At 41.6% G+C, this 20,146-nt stretch carries 12 protein-coding genes and 3 pseudogenes; 7 read left to right on the forward strand and 8 right to left on the reverse strand.

Translation table 11 applies throughout. From position 1 onward, the window contains the following. Positions 1-359 precede the first annotated feature (359 nt). Complete coding sequence (locus AC0L6H_RS05030; RefSeq protein WP_473392962.1) at positions 360-1,868, reverse strand: transposase; 1,509 nt, start codon at positions 1,866-1,868, stop codon at positions 360-362. A gap of 225 nt (positions 1,869-2,093) precedes the next feature. Here AC0L6H_RS05030 and AC0L6H_RS05035 point away from each other — a divergent pair, with 225 nt between their 5' ends. Continuing rightward, a complete protein-coding gene (locus AC0L6H_RS05035) occupies positions 2,094-3,527 on the forward strand; it encodes an IS1182 family transposase (protein WP_473389513.1) in 1,434 nt (477 codons plus the stop codon). A 197-nt stretch (positions 3,528-3,724) separates the two neighbouring features. On the opposite strand, the gene AC0L6H_RS05040 is transcribed toward AC0L6H_RS05035, so the two are convergent. Further along, positions 3,725-4,618 carry a LysR family transcriptional regulator gene (locus AC0L6H_RS05040; protein ID WP_473392963.1) on the reverse strand — a complete coding sequence of 298 codons (894 nt, stop codon included), beginning with the start codon at positions 4,616-4,618 and terminating at the stop codon, positions 3,725-3,727. Positions 4,619-4,777: 159 nt separating this feature from the next. Here AC0L6H_RS05040 and AC0L6H_RS05045 point away from each other — a divergent pair, with 159 nt between their 5' ends. From AC0L6H_RS05045 to AC0L6H_RS05070, 6 genes and pseudogenes are all read left to right on the forward strand, one after another. Next, the gene (locus tag AC0L6H_RS05045) at positions 4,778-5,536 is read left to right on the forward strand and encodes an SDR family oxidoreductase (protein WP_473392964.1); all 759 of its coding nucleotides are present in this window, start codon (positions 4,778-4,780) and stop codon (positions 5,534-5,536) included. Between the two features lie 74 nt (positions 5,537-5,610). Beyond that, complete coding sequence (locus tag AC0L6H_RS05050; RefSeq protein ID WP_473392966.1) at positions 5,611-6,618, forward strand: zinc-dependent alcohol dehydrogenase family protein; 1,008 nt, start codon at positions 5,611-5,613, stop codon at positions 6,616-6,618. 46 nt (positions 6,619-6,664) lie between these two features. After that, positions 6,665-7,671: pseudogene (locus tag AC0L6H_RS05055) on the forward strand (zinc-dependent alcohol dehydrogenase family protein). Between the two features lie 115 nt (positions 7,672-7,786). Then, a pseudogene (locus AC0L6H_RS05060) lies at positions 7,787-8,116 on the forward strand (low temperature requirement protein A); the annotation flags it as partial. An 83-nt stretch (positions 8,117-8,199) separates the two neighbouring features. Further along, on the forward strand, positions 8,200-8,940 hold the full coding sequence (locus AC0L6H_RS05065; protein ID WP_473392968.1) for a low temperature requirement protein A: 741 nt from the start codon (positions 8,200-8,202) through the stop codon (positions 8,938-8,940). Between the two features lie 759 nt (positions 8,941-9,699). Continuing rightward, a complete protein-coding gene (locus tag AC0L6H_RS05070; protein WP_248532944.1) occupies positions 9,700-10,002 on the forward strand; it encodes a putative quinol monooxygenase in 303 nt (100 codons plus the stop codon). Between the two features lie 90 nt (positions 10,003-10,092). On the opposite strand, the pseudogene AC0L6H_RS05075 reads toward AC0L6H_RS05070, so the two are convergent. The 6 genes and pseudogenes from AC0L6H_RS05075 to AC0L6H_RS05100 form a co-directional block, all read right to left on the reverse strand. Then, positions 10,093-10,356: pseudogene (locus AC0L6H_RS05075) on the reverse strand (group II intron reverse transcriptase/maturase); the annotation flags it as partial. Positions 10,357-10,384: 28 nt separating this feature from the next. After that, positions 10,385-10,624: an AbiV family abortive infection protein gene (locus AC0L6H_RS05080; protein WP_473392970.1), complete on the reverse strand. Its 240-nt coding sequence runs from the start codon at positions 10,622-10,624 to the stop codon at positions 10,385-10,387. Between the two features lie 388 nt (positions 10,625-11,012). Further along, entirely contained in the window at positions 11,013-11,885 is an 873-nt protein-coding gene (locus AC0L6H_RS05085; protein WP_473392972.1) for a hypothetical protein, read from the reverse strand. A gap of 32 nt (positions 11,886-11,917) precedes the next feature. Continuing rightward, on the reverse strand, positions 11,918-17,185 hold the full coding sequence (locus AC0L6H_RS05090; protein ID WP_473392973.1) for a hypothetical protein: 5,268 nt from the start codon (positions 17,183-17,185) through the stop codon (positions 11,918-11,920). 1,151 nt (positions 17,186-18,336) lie between these two features. Next, positions 18,337-19,377 (reverse strand): hypothetical protein, encoded by a 1,041-nt coding sequence (locus AC0L6H_RS05095; protein ID WP_473392974.1) that lies wholly within the window; start codon positions 19,375-19,377, stop codon positions 18,337-18,339. Continuing rightward, complete coding sequence (locus AC0L6H_RS05100) at positions 19,367-19,885, reverse strand: sigma-70 RNA polymerase sigma factor region 4 domain-containing protein (protein WP_473392976.1); 519 nt, start codon at positions 19,883-19,885, stop codon at positions 19,367-19,369. The genes AC0L6H_RS05095 and AC0L6H_RS05100 overlap by 11 nt, the downstream gene beginning before the upstream one ends. Positions 19,886-20,146: the final 261 nt, after the last annotated feature.

Consider the following 20,146-nt stretch of genomic DNA (forward strand, 5'->3'; position numbering starts at 1 on the left):
GTTAATACACATACAAATTAAGTAGTGCATGAGCCCAGCGAGCGGTGGCCTAATAACACTCGCTGCTATGCCCACGCCCCTCCTGATGTCATCTGACATTTTAAATGGCGTGTTTAACAATAAGACAGCAACTATGTGAGAGTATAAGGCGGATTAAAGCTATTTGCTACCCCCTGTGACAGCTGTCTTTATGACTAGATTGGTTTGTTGAAATATCGAATTGTGGGAGTGTTTTATGGCGTGTTAGTTTAGCATTTCATGCGTAGACAGGCCTTTGGTAAAGGACATGAGGAATTGAAGCGCGAATAGCCCCACCATTTACTAGTGTTTTTCTTTACTCTTGCAACAGTAAATGGAGCCTACGCCCCAAAATTGAAGTCACGTTGAATAGTGAAATCGTTTCCGTATTGTTCATCAGGTGGCGCACGCAAATGTGGCAACAGTTTTGTTTGTTTAGAAGTTGGGTACTTTTTATCTAAATGCTTCAGTATTTTTTGAATAATGTGGATATCTATTATGCAAGCGATGATGCTTACATTGTGTTTTTCACATTTTTCGCATTCAGTGATGTCAATATTGAATACTCGCCTTAAGCGCTGGGCCCACGTCATAGCTCGCGCATGGTAAGGTTTATCCGAATGTCCGTCCTCTATATTGACGAGTCTAGGGCTGTTCTTACCGCGTTGTGATGCAGTGACTTGTGCACGAAGATTGCTGTTAGGGGCGAATACGCCGAAAAATCGGGTGAGGTTAAGTCTTGGCGGCGGAATGAGAGCGGCTAGTTTGCCAATAAAGTCGATAGGGTCAAAGAACACGTGTGTAGTACCATCTCTATAAGGCGTCTTCAATTCATAGCGCACCTTTCCATGGTCAGTCATACTTAAACGTTGCTCACTAATAGCTGGGCGACTGATGTAGCGGCATAACCTTTCTAACTTATCTGGCTCATCGGCATTAGCGAAGACCCCTGCATGTAAGGAAAAGCCGGAGGTGTTAGCCAACTGACCATATTCACCGTCACTGCTTGCAGGGAGTGTATGTAGTGTAAACACCTTTTGCCCTTGTTGAGGACCCATCGCTATGCGATAGCTGACGGAAGCACCTTGCAAATGGAGGAGGCTATCTTCATCATCAACAGGCAAGTTGAGAAAACTGTTTTCCATATCACGCTCAACCAAACCTACTTTCTCAAGATATAGAGCGATGCGATGACTGATGGTGTGAACTAGTTCGACCATGTCGCTATGAGAAGGTGCTTTAATGCGGGTAAATGTCGTGCCACCCCATGGATTTTCGCTAATCACGCCTTCTAAGAACAACATGTGGAAATGGATATTTAGATTAAGGGCGCTACCAAATCGCTGAATCAGGGTAACTGCCCCAGTTTTCGCTTGTCTGTTGGTAAAGCCTGCTTTGTTCACAATGTGCGTGGAAATGGCGCGGTGAATGATTTGCATCACTTTGCTCAGTTCACTTGGGTACCTTGCTAGAAGCAATCGAAGCGGAATGGGTAAACTCAATACCCACTGGCGAATTGGATAACCAAGTAATACATCATCTACAAGAAGCGCTGCACTTTCTGCCATTCTTCTGGCTCCGCAGCTAGGACAGAAACCTCTGCGTTTACAGCTAAAAGCGACTAACTTCTCATGCTTGCAGTCGCCACATACCACGCGTAAAAAGCCGTGCTCTAGTCGACCACAACGCAAGAACTCATCAAACTCACGCTCAACATATTTGGGTAAATACTTACCTTGGTCAGCTAAATTGGCGTTAAACTCTGGGTAGTAACGTTCAACCAATTGATAGAGTAACGTTGTTTCTGGTCGATGGCGTTTATATATTTCACTTTGTTGTGTTGCCAGCACATTCGTTCATCCCTAAATGGTGTACTGACAAGTGTGGCAAAAACACGCTCAATTTACGACTGGCTGAACGTCCGGTTCACGCCCAGCCTGTGTGAAAACTCCGTTTTGATCACCTTTTGAACTAAGTAGGCTGTTCTTATGATCAAACAGTCTTAGCAGCCGATCCAAGTTCACCATGGTATTTAGTATAATAAAGCGGTAAGCCAAAGCAGGAGATTACCGCTAATGTCCCATCATATAAAAGGCCAATCTAGAACCCAAGCCACCTTGTTTCCAGAAGCATTAGACGACTTCGTCACGGATGAGAATCCAATACGCGTTATCGATGTCTTCGTTGATAGTTTAGATTTAGCGTCACTAGGGTTCGAAAAAGTCGAAACCAAAGCGACTGGCCGACCTTGCTATCATCCAGGCACAATGCTCAAACTTTATATTTATGGCTATTTGAATCGTATTCAGTCATCTCGCCGATTAGAAAAAGAAACCCATCGCAATGTAGAGCTAATGTGGTTACTTGAGCGTTTACAACCTGACTTCAAAACCATCGCAGACTTTAGAAAAGACAACGGTAAAGGTATTAAGAATTCATGTCGTCAGTTCGTGCAACTATGCCGAGAAATGAATATGTTTACCGATGCTGTTGTTGCCATTGATGGCAGCAAATTCAAAGCGGTGAATAACAAACAAAAAACCTATACACCAAAAAGAGCCAAGGACTTGATTGATAGATTCGATAAGAGCATTGCCCATTATCTAGCGGTTTTAGCGGACAAAGATAAGCAAGAAATCTCTGATGAAGATGTCACGGTCATGCATGAAAAAGTAGCATGGATGAAAAATAGGTTAGCAGAGTTGGCTGACATTGAAATACAAGTAAACGAGCATCCCGATAAACAGTTGTCAATGACTGACCCCGACTCAAGATTGATGAAGACCAGCAATACGGCAAGGCAAGCTTGCTACAACGTACAATCGGCGGTAGATAGTAAACACCACTTAATTATCAGCCACGAAGTGACCCAAACACCCGATAAAGGTCAGCTTCATGCGGTTGCCAGTAAAGTGCAAGAAACTCTAAAGACGAACAATATTACCTTCTTGGCTGATAAAGGATATTACAGCCGCGTTGATATTAAAAACGTACTGGATACAGGTGCTGAAATGCTAGTCCCTAAAAGCGATACAACAAACTTTGAAAAAGCAGGAATATTTGATAAAGCACTATTTGAATACAATAAAGAGACCGATGAGTATACTTGCCCCGCAGGTAACATACTGCCATACAGGCGCAGTACCATGGACAACGGTATGAAATTAAAGGTCTATGTTGACCATATCGCATGTAGAGATTGCAGTATCCGTAGTAAGTGTACTCGTTCTAAGATAGAGCCAAGAAAGATGAAACGGTGGGAGCATGAAGATACGATTGATGACATGCATACCAGACTTAAAGCAACAAAAAATGCCACTATAATCCGCAAACAAACAGTCGAACACCCATTTGGCACAATCAAAATGTGGATGGGGGCGACGCATTATCTTACCAAACGTCTAAAAAACGTGAGTACTGAAACCAGTCTTCATGTACTGGCCTATAATCTGAAGCGAATGATGACGATTAAAGGAACGATTGGATTGAGAGAGGCAATTAAGCAGTAGAAGGCTTAATTTATACTAAATTCCCCGCTATAGGTCACAAAATCACAAAAATAGACGCCACAGCCTGTTACCAATTATCATAATATAGAAAATCAGAAACATACCAAACTAACCATAAGAGTCGTTTACCATCACGAAAGAGTGAACATAGCACTCGAACTTACGGCAATTTATGAGTTTTTACACAGCCTGTGCCATTAGCGGTCACTCAATCTTGACACCAAGTGATCAAAAACCAATCGAATACGTTGTGGTACTGGACCACGTTGGGGGCGATAAATATATAAATCCCAAGGCACCGGCTCGACTTCTTCTAACACTCTCACAAGTTTCTCTTGGCGTAATAAGTCTTGGGCCGAAAAGTCAGGAATTTGAGCAAACCCCAGCCCATTTTGTACACCCATTAATTCAGCTTCGGCGTCGGCACTTCGAAAACGTGTTATGGATGGCGTCCATTGTCTGTCCATGGAAAAAACCCATGGCCAAAGCTTTCCCGTATTGCGATCTACTAACCCTGTAACCGGCAAGTGGTTTAGATCTTCAATAGACGCAGGCCTTCCCACTCTATTTATTAACTCAGGCGAAGCCACGACATGCATATTAATTTTGGTGAGCTGGCGGGCAATAAATCGACTATCCCTCATGAAGCCGATACGAATCCCAATATCTATTTTTTCGTCAACTACATCCACGCGCTCGTCACTGAGTGTCAGGTCTATATCCAGTTGAGGATGTCTTGTTGAGATTTCCAGTAATACTGGCATCAAGCATTTATGACCAAAACCAACAGGCGCTGCGATACGAACCCCCCCTTGTAATTCATTACCCGAGTTAGGGGCGCTTGTTTGAAACAATTCATCTACAGCGCGCAGGCGTTCTTTTGCTATCAAAGCAAATTTTTCTCCAACCAGGGTCACTTGTATGTGTCGAGTATTTCGATGAAATAAAAGCTCCCCTTGCAATCGCTCTAACTCCTTCACTGCTCGCGTCACTGCCTGAGGAGAAATTCCCAGGCGGTTAGCCGCTTCTTTAAAGCTGCGAGACTCAGCAGCAGTACAAAATATCCGGAGCATTTCCAATCTGTTAAGCATCACAGTTACATTCAGTTTTGATATGAATACATTAATACTATTCCATTTTTAGGAATTGTGAAATTAAAACTTTTCCATTTATTAATTTCTGAAGGTAAGTGATAATTTGCTTGTTATTTAGACAGAGTCATTCATTCAACTTATTTGAGGATATTAACTATGAGCAGTGTTTTAGCAAATAACATCAGCGATAAGGTCGTTGTTATCACTGGTGGTAGCAGCGGTTTAGGCGAGACCACGGCAAGACATTTAGCCAGCCTTGGCGCATCTGTTGTTTTAGGTGCCCGACGCATCGACAAGCTTGAAGCTATTGCTGCTGACATACGTACAGCGGGTGGAAAAGTTGCGGTTCAAGCGACAGATGTGACTAGCCAGGACGAAGTGAAGGCCCTTGTAAATCTTGCACAAGAGCGCTTCGGTAAAGTTGATGTGGTTATCAATAATGCAGGGTTAATGGCGATTGCACCGTTAGCTGAGACTCGAGTTGACGAATGGGATCGCATGATTGACATCAACGTTAAAGGTCTGCTGTATGGAGTAGCCGCAGCGCTTCCGATCTTTCAGGAACAGGGATCCGGCCACTTTATCAATATTTCGTCCGTAGCGGGTATCAAAGTATTCAGTCCCGGCGGCACTGTTTATAGCGGAACCAAATTCGCTGTTCGCGCTATTGCCGAAGGCTTGCGCCATGAAGTTGGGGGTAAAATTCGTTCAACAATCATTTCACCAGGTGCAGTCGAATCTGAATTAAAACATGGAAGTTCAGATACTCAGGGTGCAGCCTTTGTAAAAGATTTTTATCAGCAAAATGAAATTCCATCTGAATCTGTTGCTCGTGCTATCGCATACGCAATTGAGCAGCCTGCGGATGTGGATATCAACGAGATTGTTCTGCGCCCAACTGTTCAAGAATTTTAATTCTTTTAATAAAAGACCTATTAACCAGCGGGTGATTTAACCACCCGCTGAATATTCAGTTTGTGAGGTTATTGATGACAGCGTTAAACAGACAAATGCGTGCTTTGGTATTAGATAGCTATGAAGAGGGTACAGTATTCCGGGATGCCCTGATTAACTTACCCTCTCCATCAGCAGGTCAGGTGCAAGTAAAAATATTTGCAAGTGGAGTCAATCCTATTGATTACAAGATCCGCCAAGGTATCGCTCCTTATGCCATGCCGGAATTACCCGCAGTACTTGGCACCGATTTAGCTGGAGAAATTGTTGCTATCGGCGACGGCGTCACCGACTTTGCAGTAGGCGATGCAGTTTATGGTCTGACTGGCGGCGTGAGAGGATTGCAAGGATCATTGGCTGAATATGCTAACGTAGATGCTGAGTTACTTGCTCTCAAACCGAAAAATTTGTCCATGCGTGAAGCTGCGGCTTTACCTCTGGTTGCACTTACCGCTTGGGAAGGTTTGGTTGACAAGGCGAATGTTAAAGCGGGCCAGAAAGTCCTTATCCAAGGTGGAGCTGGCGGAGTTGGACATTTAGCTGTGCAAATTGCTAAGGCCTTAGGTGCCGACGTTTATGCCACGGCATCGACTGGAAAACAAGAACTGCTCAAGGCGCTTGGTGCCACGCCGATTGATTATCACACTGTAAGCCCTGCTGACTACGTGGACGCATACACCCAAGGCAAAGGATTCGATATCGTTTACGACACTGTCGGTGGCTCTGTACTCGATGCCTCATTAGGTATCATTGCACATTATGGACATATTTTAAGCTGTGCTGCATTCAGCTCACATAATCTGGCACCGTCGTCATTACGCTCTGCAACATTGTCAGCGATTTTTGTGTTACACCCACAGCTCAGCGGAGAGGGGCGCAAACATCATGGTGACATTCTGCGGCAAATTACGGCTCTTGTTGAAGCTGGACAAATTAAGCCACTACTCGATCCGTTACGCTTCTCCCTAGACACGGCAATGGATGCACATAATGCTGTAGAGTTGGGGTCCATGGGTAAAGTAGTTATTGATGTAATTGCTTAAAAAGTCATTGTTGTAATTACTTAAAAAGTCATTGTTGAGGATGCATATGAGCCCAAGAAAACTAGTTCGAACTGTTCGTTTCCATGAATTAGGTGGTCCCGAGGTATTAACTATTGACTCGCTGGCGAGTCCAAGTTTGCAGGCCACTGATGTACGTATTGCGGTCAAAGCTGTTGGGCTCAATCGTGCTGATGCCATGTTTAGGCGAGGCAGCTATATAGAAAAGGCTGACTTCCCTTCGAGAATCGGCTATGAAGCATCCGGGATAGTCATTGAAGTCGGGGAAGAGGTAAATCATTTACGCCTTGGGGACGAGGTTTGTATTGTCCCTCTGATGGGGCTTTCTCAGAATGGCTGTTACGCAGAAGAGATTGTCGTACCAAGTGAATATGTGGCACTCAAACCAGCAGGGCTAACCTTTGCTGAAGGCGCAGCAGCTTGGATGCAGTACCTGACAGTTTATGGCGCTTTGGTCGAAATTGCTAACGTGCAAAAAGGCGATGCAGTACTGATAACCGCCGCATCGAGCAGTGTTGGATTGGCTGCGATTCAAATTGTGAATTCCCTGGGGGTATCCCTATCGCTACAACTCTAACAGGAGCTAAAAAGGCTGCTGTGCTCAAGGCTGGCGCGGCCCATGTGATTGCAACCCAAGAAGAACCGCTACTGGATAGCTTGAGAAGCATCTTGGGAGCAAACAATTTAAACATCGCATTTGATGCTGTCGGTGGGCCGCAGATGGCTGAAATTGCTGAAGCAATGAGCCCTGAAGGAACAATAATAGTACACGGAGCATTAAGTCCCGAAATAACTCCTTTTCCCTTAAAAATAGCACTTCGTAAAAGCCTGACAGTTAGGGGGTATGTGTTTACTGAAGTGATAAAAGACATCGAGCGTTTTCGCAGAGCAAAGCAATTTATCCACTCGGGTTTATCCGAAGGAACACTTAAGCCTGTCATTGATCGAACCTTTAAATTTGAAGAGATAGTAGCAGCGCATCACTATCTGGAGTCCAATCAGCAGATTGGTAAAATAGTGGTCGAACTTGATTAACAGTTCGTAGCTTTCGCTTGTTTCTGGCCGGCGCATAATCCACCGCCAGAACAATAAGAAAAAGGGGTAGTGTATGGTAATTAGCGATCTTCTCTGGCGGCGACCACGCCATTACATGGATGTTGATGAAGCCCACGATCACGTGCACTGGGTGGAACTTTTCTTCGATCTGGTCCATGTAGTGACAATTTTCATTTTGGGGAATTACCTGTCCCATCATCTGGGGTGGCAAGGATTCTGGGTGTTTACGGGACTGTTTCTGGCGATTTTCTATGCCTGGGCAGACAGCTCGGTCTATAACTCACTGTATATCTCCACGGACATGCCGCATCGCGTGGTGATGGCACTTAAGATTGTAACGATGATGACCATCGCGGCGGCGATTCCCGACGTGGGCGGTGAAGGCTGGACGTATTTCGCGCTGGGCTATGCGTTGAATCGGGCGCTAACGGCCTATCTTTACTGGCGGGCGCGCTGTACCGACAACGCGGCCAATAGGCTGGCGCAGGAACAGGGGCGGAATTTTTCGTGTTGGCCGGGGTGTTCGCACTGTCGGCTTTTTTGCCCACACCTGTCGCCTACTGGGTCTTTGCCGCCGGCGTGGCAGCAATCCAGCTGCAGTACATGTTGCCGCGCGTGGGCACGCTCCGCTTCGAACGCTTTGTGCCTCAACTCGGACACATCTCGGAGCGCTTCGGCCTTCTGATGTTGATCTTGATGGGTGAAGGCTTCTTTAAGCTGGTAGTCACGCTGGCCGAGAAGGGCGTCTACAGCGTCAGCGCGGGTACGCTGTTCAATGTGACCATGGGCGGCTTGTCCCTCTTCGCGCTGGCCTGGACTTATTTCGACTGCGCCGGCAATGAAAAACCGAAGAGCCGCACCAGTGCCGTGCTGCTGAGATACTGGTTTGCTCACATCGTGATTTTGTGGAGTGCGGTGACGATTGGCGTTGCGCTGGCCGGAGAAGTCTACGTCGGCCTGTGGGAGCCTTATCCGCCCGGCTACGCCGCGCTTGGCTCGGTCGGCCTTGCGGTGTTTTTAGCTTCGCTATGGGCGCTGCGTCGAACCGTGGCTGATGCTACCGACAAATACCACAGCGCCGGTCTGAGGCTGTTCGGCATTGTCATGGCGCTGGTTGTGCTAGCCGTTCATCCCCTCATACCGTCGATTGTCAGCAACGGCCTTTGGGCCCTGGCGCTGTTCTCGCAAATTGGTGTGCCGATTTTTCTGGCGCTAAGAGATGGGCGCCGGTCTGATAAAATGCTGTGATGGAACATGGCTACGCCCATGCAATTTGACAGATAGCCGTCAGGGATTTGATGGGTTCTTCTTATGCTCATTAAGCCGTAGAATCACATTCTTTTCGGAAGTATTCATCAAGCCGGCCTTTTTGTTTTCGTCTTCAGTTCGCCGAGCGTTCTCCCGCATGGCGTGCCCCAGAGACTCTTCCTGCTTCATGAACAACTCCCCGTAGCGCGGGCTGGGTGGACGCCCATGGCGGTGAGGGCATCGCCACCGAGTACCAGGGCGGAGTAGTAGGTTTCGCTCACCGCGTCGCCGGCTTCGCGCAATTCGTAGCCGCGGTCCAGTACCCAAACCTCCGAGTCAAGTTGTTTTGTAAATACCCCAATCGTGAGGTACAAAACACGCATGCTCGCTTGTATTCGCATGCTTACTATTTATTCGGTAAAGGAGACCATAAACAGCCCTCAACCATTAAGCAAGTTGATATTATGCATTCGGTGATGGTATGACCTCTCGGTGCGCAGAGAGTTACCACGCAAGCGCATTTCTGAGCGCAGCATTTCCATAAAAGGGCTTTGAGGCATGAGCAAACATCCGCTGTTATTGGCGACTTAAACGACTGTAGATCAAAATCATAATAATTGTATGCTCAATTTGTTGCGTAATCGCGCATATTATCTGTTTGCTAATCGTCCTTAAGTGGGCTAAATTTGAACCATTAAACATAAAACGAGCGATAATAAAGTCGCTACCATAAGAATATTTAACAACAGGAGACATTCCATGGTCAAAGTAGCCTTGTTCGTTCGCCTTGAAGCGAAACCCGGAAAAGAGAAAGAGGTTGAGAGCTTCCTTATGAGTGGCCTTCCCATCGTCAATGAGGAGCCTGCCACCACTGCGTGGTTTGGCATTCGGCTTGGACCAAGCACTTTCGGAATCTTTGATGCTTTCCCGGATGAAGCGGGTCGGCAGGCCCATCTCTCCGGCAAGGTCGCAGCCGCATTGATGGCAAAGGCAGGTGAGTTGTTATCTGAGCCCCCGTCCATCGAAAACGTTGATGTACTTGCGGCAAAGCTACCTGGCTAGCAAGCCTAATCGGGTAGCCGAGGGTATTTAGCCCTCAGCCCCCACAACACCCTGCATGCAGGGTGTTGTGGGGGCGTTTCATCTAACAGATTACCCGTTTGGGTAATGCACTTTTATCCATCCGTCTCTGAGTGAATATAGTCCCTCGTTTTTCAGATAATTTAAGTTTAATGCCTGCTGAATACCGGGTGTTTTTGAACTGCGCCAAGGCCCTTTGCTTGTGATCCCACAAGCAACGGCTTCTTGCACATGCACACCTCGTTTCATCAAGCTTCTCACTTTGGTTCTGGGTTTTCGCCATTGCCGCCAGTAACACATTCTGACTCTGCGCCGTATCCAATTGTAACGGTCAACTAAATTTGGAGACATGTTTAGGCACTTTTTAGTAACTTCTGCTCATATTGAACAGGTGAAATATTTCCCAGCTTAACGAACGCGCAAACTTACCATGTTTATGAAGAATCTCGGCCTCATCACATAATTCTTGTGCATTTCTCAAACACTTTAGTGCACCATCGAAAATTGTATCGAACTTTAAATTATTTATCTTAGGCTGGTTCAAGTTCTCTCCTGAAAAATGATAATTTGAATTTGACAACACGAAGCAAATCATACATTGCATTTTGCATGCTGGCTCATATTATATCAACGACCGCTTTTCGCTCTTTGCAGAAATTAAGTTCTCTTATCGCCAAGGGCCGGTATACGTACACAAGAGACTGTCAGATTAAATGATGACTAACCCACTTCATGCTGTTAACACCAAGCGACTTCATGCCTATTTATCTATCAATTATTTGCAGATAAATAGGCATGAAGGAAAACTGATTGAAAAGCCGACAAAAGCATATAGTCCCAAAATAAGTTTTTTCCTAGCTCTAGCATTTCGCAAATTCTGCTTGAAAATGCCCCCTATTCCTTCATCGTCAACACAAGTCTAGCCGCTTTCAACTTCACAAAAACTCGCGGCTGACTTGTATATATAATTTTGATGAGCAACAAAGACCGTATTAGAAGTCTAGTTCATTTTGCTTGGGATATTTCTTATCCTCGTAGATTTCTACCACTTCTAAAATTTCCGTAATTTGTGTTTTAGGTTTTTCACCGCCAACTTTAATTACTTCAGTAGCGAATCTGACGTCTACTTCACATTTCAGTTTTGATGCAGCTTCAAGTTTTCGTCTTTGTGTAGGATCATCGCAACGGAGTTCACGAATTCTTTTACCGTTTGACAAAAAAACTACGCAACTAAAAGATTTTACATAGTCATAATAGGAAACGTAGACTCTTTCAACAATCGGTTCACTAGGCTCAACAGCCTTCACGGTAATTGGTAAATTCGCTAATCTTGATTCAGAGCCACCTATCTTGTACTTCAAACCTGCATTTGATTGGGAAATTTTTACCGCTAAATCAAAAATGTCTTTTTCTAGTTTATTTCTTACTGTAATCGCATCACTATCGAATTCCTCACTCGTCATATCATACTGCTGCCCGTCTGATATAATCACTTGAGGAATTTTATACGTATCATTTTTACTTAAAATATCGACTTGTTCTAAAACCGATTTTTGACTTCTCTGGATATCATCGATAAAAATTTGAAACTGTTCCATTGTCATTGAGCTTAGTTGGCAATTTACGCAGATTGCCAAACAAACATCTAAATCTGTGTTCACCGCTTTATGTTTGACTGAAAACTCTATTTTTTCCTTCAAATCCAAAGTTGCTACGTGTTTTTGTAATAAGGCTGCAATTTTATTAAGATTACTTATTACGGGCCTTAGCCTTGAGTCCTCTGCAACACTCCAGTAAAGAGCGTTTTCTGCTTCCACTGATTTGTTATACGGAAATACTATTACGTCCTGTGAGATATCTATCATTAGTTAACCTATTAGTTTTGTTGAGTTACTAATCATGGTTGTATTAAAGACGATTCTTTTTCCAGTATTCGAATATATGCACAAATTATAAGTATCACTATTGAGCTAATGTTTCGTTTGCGCACCTGTTGGACTTTTAGTTGACCAGTTTTATTTATAAGAGCTTTACCTTGATCGCGAAATGTCGGTATGCATCTATAATCTGTTTTTACTATTGCTCTGCTCGATGTTTCTGTTGAAAAAACATTTTCAGATGAGTTGAAATTCAAATGCATGTCAGGGCTGCCGAAATGGTTCATGAATAGCATCATTAGTCGGTTATATTGTTGATAATCCTCAATCAGGTTACTCTGAGATGCGGCATGAAATGTCCTAACCCAAACCCTTATGTCGTTGGCCAAATTGTTTTTATCTCTATTTTCTATAAATTTACCAGCATAAATTTGCTCTAGTGCCTTTTGACTGCCACTTACTTCGCTAGGTTGTATAATTATATTATTACTTTCGCTGCTTGCTCTTCTGCGAGAATTAAATTGAAACAAAGAATAACCGCATTCCTGTTCTATTTCGCACAAGCTACTGACAATAACCGCTACTTTGTATTTTTGGATATTTTGTAACAGCAGATAATCTGTAATCGATTCAGATGTGGTGGCATATTCAAAAACGATAGCTGCAAGTTCGAGCAGTGTAATTGTTGACGTTTCACTCTCATCTTTCGTTGATAATTGACTGCCGACATATGGCACTAGCTTAATATTATGAGCAGGAAGTAGGTTATACAATCCTTTGTTTTCCTGCGGTGACAAAAGTGATGTAGGAGAGCCTTCAACTTTTTTATTTCGCTGTCTTTTCGTCCGAACACTATCGTATTTCATCGATAGTATGTAGGCATAGCCTCGGTCGTTTAACATGTGAGTAAAATCTGGTAGCCAATCAAGCACGAGTCTATCCAGACAATGGGTGTATGTCATTAGTGTGGTGGTATCGTGAGCATGACCCATAGATACCGCGACTTCACGCAGATGATAAAAATTAGTGTTAAATGAAGCTTGATCTGTTTCTAATAAATCATAATCGAAAGGCTTTATTTTTTGAGCAATCGATTTTGTCGCTCTGCTATGTCGTAGATGATGAAAACGAATAGAGGTATCACCGGTTATTTGTTTGAGCAATGCGTTTATAAGACTACTAGCATTGTCCTTCGATATAATACCTGTCGAGTTATGACTACCATCTCGGAAAAAAGGCGATGAACGATTTGCTATCATATTTCTTTGTTGAATAGACAAATATCGGTTGAGTAACTCCCTTTCCAATTCTTTGAATTCATTAGTATCGGTGCTCACGACTCGTCTGCCGGCATCGTCACTTTTTATAGATTTTATACTGTTTTGCATAATCACTAATGCTAGTATTTCATCATTGATAACATCTCTGTTTAGTAGTCCATGAGTCTCAGTAATCCTAAGACCAAACCGATATCCAAACAATGCGATTAAAGCCGTTTGAAGACGCTCAATGTCGGTAAGTTCACTGCTCTGCATAATTTTGTCTAGCAGTATGAAATATTCGCTTTCAGATACATAGTTAGCATCAACACTTGGGTCTTCTTCGTTTGTTAAATCTATGCTGTATATGCGCGACCAATTGATGTCTTGCACAACATGCTTTTCTCTCAAGTAGCGAAAAAATTGACGAAGCACGTTTCGCATGCTTTTTCCCTGCCTGTTGAACGTATGTAAAATAGCGTTTTCAAATAACGCTTGCCAATCTATTTCCGATGGGTATCTGTTTTCGAGCTCAACATTGTTCATGCATTTAATGTAGAAACGTACAATAGCATCGCTGTAATTAACCACTGTCAAATAGGCGGCATTGCGTTTTTTGGTGGTGCCTTCTTTACATAAAAACATAACAAACCCGCCAATAAGCTTGCTGTCGACACTCCAAAACTCATCTGTTATAAAGTCTTTTTTAAGGAAATCGTATAATTCGTTTTTACAACGATTGTTGTACGTATACCTCTTTTCATGGGGCGCGAGAAGAATGGCTTGCTTCAGTTTGCTGAATCGCTGTTTGAATTTCAGTACCCCATGTGAGCCCCTTTTGTCATTGAGTGTCGGAATAAAATACTTTTCATGAAGCCCTAAAAGTTCTGATGCATCTGGTGTGGTGTCTAGTGCCATTTTACTGTTTGCTCTCACTATGCTGTCTAGCGACAAACTGGCAGTCTTCAGCCGTCCAGATGTGAATTCTCGCAGAAACCCTGGCATCTCAAAAAATGCAAGTGTTTGCCCTATCTGTTCTAAACACTCAAAACAATCAAACTTTTCCTTTATTTTGTGAGCCTGAATTTTTTGTATTAGGTCTCCTAAATGTTTTAAATATTTTTGCCTATTAAATTTACTAGAATTCAACGGCTTTATCTTATTGAGAGCAAGTACCAAGCCTGTCGTCATTGGATCTAAAAACCAGACTCTTCTCTGATGCATGGTCTCACCATACTCGGAGAAATCAATGAGGGTTGAACCGTTATGTTTATGTAAAACGCGTTGAATACTTTCAAATAAATTGTCCAGTAGTTGCGCGTTATGCAAACCACCGAATATTGCGCCAGATACTGTAATTTCAGCTAGTCGTAAATTATGATCAAAGGCTATTGTTTCTGTTTGTGTATTGATATGCTCCACGAAAGATTGCCTTGCTCTTAACGCTATTTGATATTTTCTAATTGAGTGTTCTCGTAACGGAGAAGCCTCGATTTTGTTTACCCACGTTGAAAAAACAGGCTCTTCCTTTTTGACGTTAATAGTCATAGAGTTAATTAAGTAGTTTAAGGCTTTTTGTTGTTGTTCGCGGTTTGGGTTCGTTTTATTTTCAATTGCCAGAATTAGGTTTTCATGTTCATCCTCAGTAATTGTTTGCGAGTCTGTATTATCTAGGTTAAGTTCAAGATGCTCTTGAATTGCAAGTTTTGCGTTTTCAATTCTACTTTGCCTTTTTACCCTCCTCTCTGAATCCCTTCTTTTATCAGCAAAATTATAAGGCTTTTGGTTTTTTCCTTGTTTTCTAGGGGCGTAAGCTGTCGTTTTACGAAAAGGGCTCTTGATCGCGGACCAATTATTTTCATTGAGTATTTGCTCAAGATATTTAGAGATCGCAATAAAAAAGTTCTTCGGTGCAAGCGTAGAGTTTTTACCAAATCTGTCAGAGCCGTCATAATTATGGCCGAGTTGGGCTTTAACAAGCTCTCCACAGCTTGCTAGTCTCATTAATTCCGTCGCAGTTATATGGCGAGTAAAATTGATTGGAAAATCCCATAAATCTTTCCAACGCTTTTTCATCCTTGCTTGAGTAACACTGACGAGTTGAAGCTGATTTTTCTGTTCTAGGTAAAAAAACTGTGGCAATACCTCCTCGTAGCCGTTTGTGTATATAGCTATTTGGTCAGCTATCTCTGGGCTTACTGGAGCAAGCTTCGAGGGTAGGGCACTTAAATACAGTTGGTATAGTTCAATTTGTTTAATTGCGGTGTCAGGAATCCCTGCAAGCCTCCAGTTACTTCGTTTATAAGTAACCTTGTCAGAAATTATTATTAGATTACTTAGTATTTCGATATGGCTTAGTTTAGGAAATAGGTCCTCGACTGGCCTATGAGCGGTCCCAATCATTAGCAATGCAAGGCAATAATCTACGTATGTATTGTGAGTTTCAATTATGTCTTTTTTCTTTATAGCTGCATTTAGTTTTTCGAGCGTTTTTGTTGGAAATGACAATAAAACTTCTGCGCTCGGATAATAGCCTGTGACCAAGTCGCTTTCAGCAAAAACAAAACTGTTAATGTGGTGTTTATATTCGTCCTCAATACATGTGCCTAAAAGCATTGCTTGTATTGCTGATGCATATGCTCGCTGAATGAAACAAATCTCATGGCATATATAATAGCTGCTAGTGGGCGCATCATGATTTTTTCTCCTAGTAATTATATAGTTGATGCTTTCATCACGATATAGAAGTGTAAGAATCAAGTGCAGATTGGCACAAATTTTTTCTTGACGGATTCGAAATAGCCCAGGCTTACGCTTAATCTGATTTAATACATTTTTAATGCTGTTATCTAACTCATTGAGCGCCGTATCTACGCAATCAATGAGTTTTTTGTTCGAATTAGGAAGTGAAGAAAGCCACCGCGTTATTACTGGTGGCAGAGGCAACTTTACAGTTGTAGCCCGAGGTCTAAGGTTGCTAGATTCATTTGGGGGAATATAAGCATCGGCTGGAATTTTTATTTCTCTGCAGTATTCTCCAGCGTAAGTTAAACTTCCATTATAGCCAAATTGCAGTTCTTTCACGGTATTAATATCTTGCCCAATTACAAAGGAAAGCAATACTAAAGCAGACGCATCTCTGGTTTTGTTATCACCATTTTTAATGTTTGCGACTAACTCATCTATTAATCCGTGCCGCTCAGGATCGACGAACAGTCTAAAGTCATTGGGCGTCACACTCTGGTTTTTCGTTATCCATTCTTTGGAACTTTCTTCAACAGGCGCTATAAGTGGTTTTACGTTCTCTTTAGCGTTTATGTCGTCTATTTTCTTAAATGATTCATTACTTTGAAAAGTTTCATCTATTTGTTTATTTTTAATTAAACTGCCAACTGGTTTTGTATTTAGAATATCATTAACAATCTCAAACAATGTATCAGCAAACGCACTTTCTCGAGGATTTGCATCGTTCTTTTTCACTTCACGCAAAGATGAAAGCAGCGGCTCGAGATCACCAAACCTTATTTGTGGAGGAACCAATTGAATGGTTTTCACTGGCAACAAATTTCCATAAAGAGCCAGTCTCATTTTTGTGGCAATTCTGGGGGTATTTGTGTTTTGGGCATTTTTAGTATCAAGAATAATAAATATAAAGAATAGCCTTTCTATCGCAGAAATTTGCTCAACATATTGATATGGCCTAGGCATCAGGAAAAACGTTGGTACTGGGTATTTTTCAAATTTCCCCCTTAAAATATGCCTTCCACTTGAGCCTATAGCAACTGGCACAGTGCCCGCGGTTTCGTCCAATACAGCTTTAATTGCACTATTATAAATGGCCAGTTTTTCTTCAATATGCTTTGGCGCAAAAAATTCATTATTGAGATGGTTTGAAAAGCAGTCAGCTAATGCTCGTCTTGCGGTAAATTGATTGTTTAGATAGAGCTTCTTTTCAAGGTCTTCTAAAACTAAGTTGTGGCTTGGAGCATAAAATGAAAATTCTTTACTTAATTGATTGCAATCACTCATTCTGTTTCTCGTTTTATTATATTTGATATAGTTGTATTAACTACAATCATGACTTTTTGAGGGAAGAGCAGGGATCCATACAATAACGATTTAAAATGACTGGAAGCTTATGGTTTGTGAGTAACTGGTTTTTAGAAATGGAATGTCACGAACTACTGAAAGTGACAATCGGATGATTTATAAATTCTTATAAGTCAATGATTTACATAAGGAAAATTAAGAATTTAAAATTTTGGCGTTTCTTATCATGTGAAATATTCCTTTAAGTGATATTTTACTTTTCGATAACGTTAGATCTGAACTTCTTTGATAAGTAGAAACGAGGTAAGCCATCACTTTTGTAGACAATTTCCCAGAGGAAGTTGAAGGATACAAAAATACAAACTTGGCCTTACGACTCAACCGGTAGACTATGCTAAAAAATTGTAGTTCTTTCGAATTAAACCTCGTGCCAATCTCATCAAATGCTCTTTAGTCGATATCTAAACGAAGTGAAATAGGCAGTTTTTACTATCGGACATCTGTGTAAGAAGGGAAGCCTTCATTCGTGTTATTGAATCGTAAAAGTTTAAAGTTGCTTGATTCTCTAAATCAAAAATATACTTTGTAACTTTTCGGAGATTGGTCTATGTTGAAGCGAAGATACAATGGTAGGAAGAGAAAATTAAGTGCTTTAAAATTTATACTTATGGGTCTTACCGTGGTACTACTCGTTGTGAGGATCGTGATTTTAAGACCAACTAAGAACGATTAATGCTCTGAGGTCACAGTGTAAATATTACTGAGTCGCTACTTTAGTTTTTACGCGCTAAAAACGAACATTATGTGCTGTTGATTCGTGAAACTTTGAGTTTCGTTAAAAAATATCGTTTTTAAACTCTTCAAAAACGCATGTCTTACATCTAAATTTATATGCACTGTCAGTTTAGGTCAAAGGTGACATAAGGGTTTATAATCGTTAAAAAGGGTGTCTTATCTCAACAATATAATGAATCAATATTGAATGCTGACTCCCAATTGTTTCTAACAATTCAAAATGTCGAAATTTCACAGTTTGCTTTTTAATTTGAACGCAATGTCACCTTTTAACCTATGTGACATCACGTTAGTTTCTGCAAACTATATAGAAGCCTATTTGCAAATATTAGCTATTAATGCCGGTTAGGCTTGATTTTTAGGAAGTGTAATTTTTTATGGTCGACAAAAAAATCATGCTGCTCTATGCCTATCTCTTTGTCAAATTGACAATAACGCACTTTTAATTCATCTAGATGCTTAGCTTCTTGAGTCACATGATAATAAATCTGTGCACATTGCTTACTGGATTTGTTAAACCAACTGACTACCGTCACAATGTCTCCGAAATAGAAACAACTGAATGTCTCAATCTTGATGAGGTCGCAATTTTCTATTTGTGCGCCGGTTGCCTCTTTGGAGCGTTTTGATTTATAAAGCCCATTTAACTGTTTTTGCTTTTGCTGTCCTAGTGGAAGGCTACTGATATGGTTTTCTTCGATTGTCTCATTTTCACCAAAGACTATTATAAAAGGTGTTTTTGTCGCCGAAAGTATTTCGGTACCAACTCGATACCAAGATAGCCAAGCGTCGTAGAAATTTTCAGTTTCTTCGATGAAGAAAGTGTTTTTGATAAAGTGTTCATAAGTGTAAAAAGGCAAAACTAATGCGGAGCAAGTGCGTGGTGAGTGAGAATATAGATCTACTATATTCTTTGTAATTTCAAATGCTAACCTGAAATCTGCGATGAAGTTGTTTTCTCTAATGGAACCGAAAATAGCCGCACAAAAATTATTATTTTTAAAAAGCGAGTTTATCCGCACAAGTGTTTTAGTATTAAATGCGCCTGACCCAATGTCTTTGCCTGTATATAGGAAAGCGATGTATAGCAGGGAATATTCTTTTACACCCTCAACGTGGACGTCATGCTTGATTGAAAAATAAGTATTGTCAAAATAGTCTTCGAATACAAATGCCTTCTCCAATGTGGAAACTTGCTCATCTAAACCAGGTGACCTACTCATAATTGTAGTGCACACGGATATTATTCTTGAGTCTTCATCATCAAAAAAAGCATTCAAAATTTCCAGAAGTTCATGATGAAACGGCACCTTATTATCGGAAGAGCATCCTTCTTTTATGATCGGGATATAATTGATTTTTAATTTATGCTGCATCGATCGACTCCTTCAACTCTTTTCTGAGTGCACGAACAATCATCTGTTGCCGTCTAGTTTTTACTTTTATCATGCCGTTGCAAAAACCGAATATACGTTCGTCTACTACTGAGCGCTCAGATGGTTTAAGCTGCTCATAAAGCATAGCTAGCTTCGATAGATGGGATTCAAAAGTTACCTGATCTTCTAAAGTGGTCGTACATACTTTAAAAAATAGAGTGTCTTCTTCTTTGCAACTTTCGCTCAAGCTAGTCAAATGAGATTGGTAACTTTTGCGCTTCTTTCTTTTATTCAACTCCTTAAAACATTCCCAGTGTGCGTATCTCATACAATAAGCATGATAATTCTGAGTTAAGTCTGCGCTTTGCAAAGCAACGCTGTAATTTATCAAGAGTATTTGAAGAAGGTCATCAAATTCTTCGTCTCTTTGATATTTATTTTTCGCCTCCCTTACAATGCGCTCAATTTTGGATTTAAAAATGGTTTCTCGTTGTTTACTAAGTTTCACTGTCTATCCTTTTTATTGGTTTGAAAATTAATTCAATGCCAAAATATCATTGAATAGAAATCGCGCCACTTTCTGCAACTCGTTGAAAAACATTAGAATAATATTAAATCGTTGATGCTTATATTGAGCGGGGTTATAACTCACAGTGATTTCAATTTTTACGGAATAAGATTAGATTTATGCTGTTGAAAGTTTAATCATACTGTTCGGTTGAGTTTTTGGTTGGCCGAGCTTAAACCAGTGAGAAAGGTCATAAATTAT

Source organism: Glaciecola sp. G7-5 (assembly GCF_055808975.1).

Coding starts and splice junctions, on each gene's coding strand:
- AC0L6H_RS05035 (WP_473389513.1), top strand. CDS start 2,094: ATGTCCCATCATATAAAAGGCCAATCTAGAACCCAAGCCACCTTGTTT.
- AC0L6H_RS05080 (WP_473392970.1), bottom strand. CDS start 10,624: ATGCAATGTATGATTTGCTTCGTGTTGTCAAATTCAAATTATCATTTT.
- AC0L6H_RS05050 (WP_473392966.1), top strand. CDS start 5,611: ATGACAGCGTTAAACAGACAAATGCGTGCTTTGGTATTAGATAGCTAT.
- AC0L6H_RS05085 (WP_473392972.1), bottom strand. CDS start 11,885: ATGATAGATATCTCACAGGACGTAATAGTATTTCCGTATAACAAATCA.
- AC0L6H_RS05045 (WP_473392964.1), top strand. CDS start 4,778: ATGAGCAGTGTTTTAGCAAATAACATCAGCGATAAGGTCGTTGTTATC.
- AC0L6H_RS05070 (WP_248532944.1), top strand. CDS start 9,700: ATGGTCAAAGTAGCCTTGTTCGTTCGCCTTGAAGCGAAACCCGGAAAA.
- AC0L6H_RS05040 (WP_473392963.1), bottom strand. CDS start 4,618: ATGCTTAACAGATTGGAAATGCTCCGGATATTTTGTACTGCTGCTGAG.
- AC0L6H_RS05090 (WP_473392973.1), bottom strand. CDS start 17,185: ATGAGTGATTGCAATCAATTAAGTAAAGAATTTTCATTTTATGCTCCA.
- AC0L6H_RS05095 (WP_473392974.1), bottom strand. CDS start 19,377: ATGCAGCATAAATTAAAAATCAATTATATCCCGATCATAAAAGAAGGA.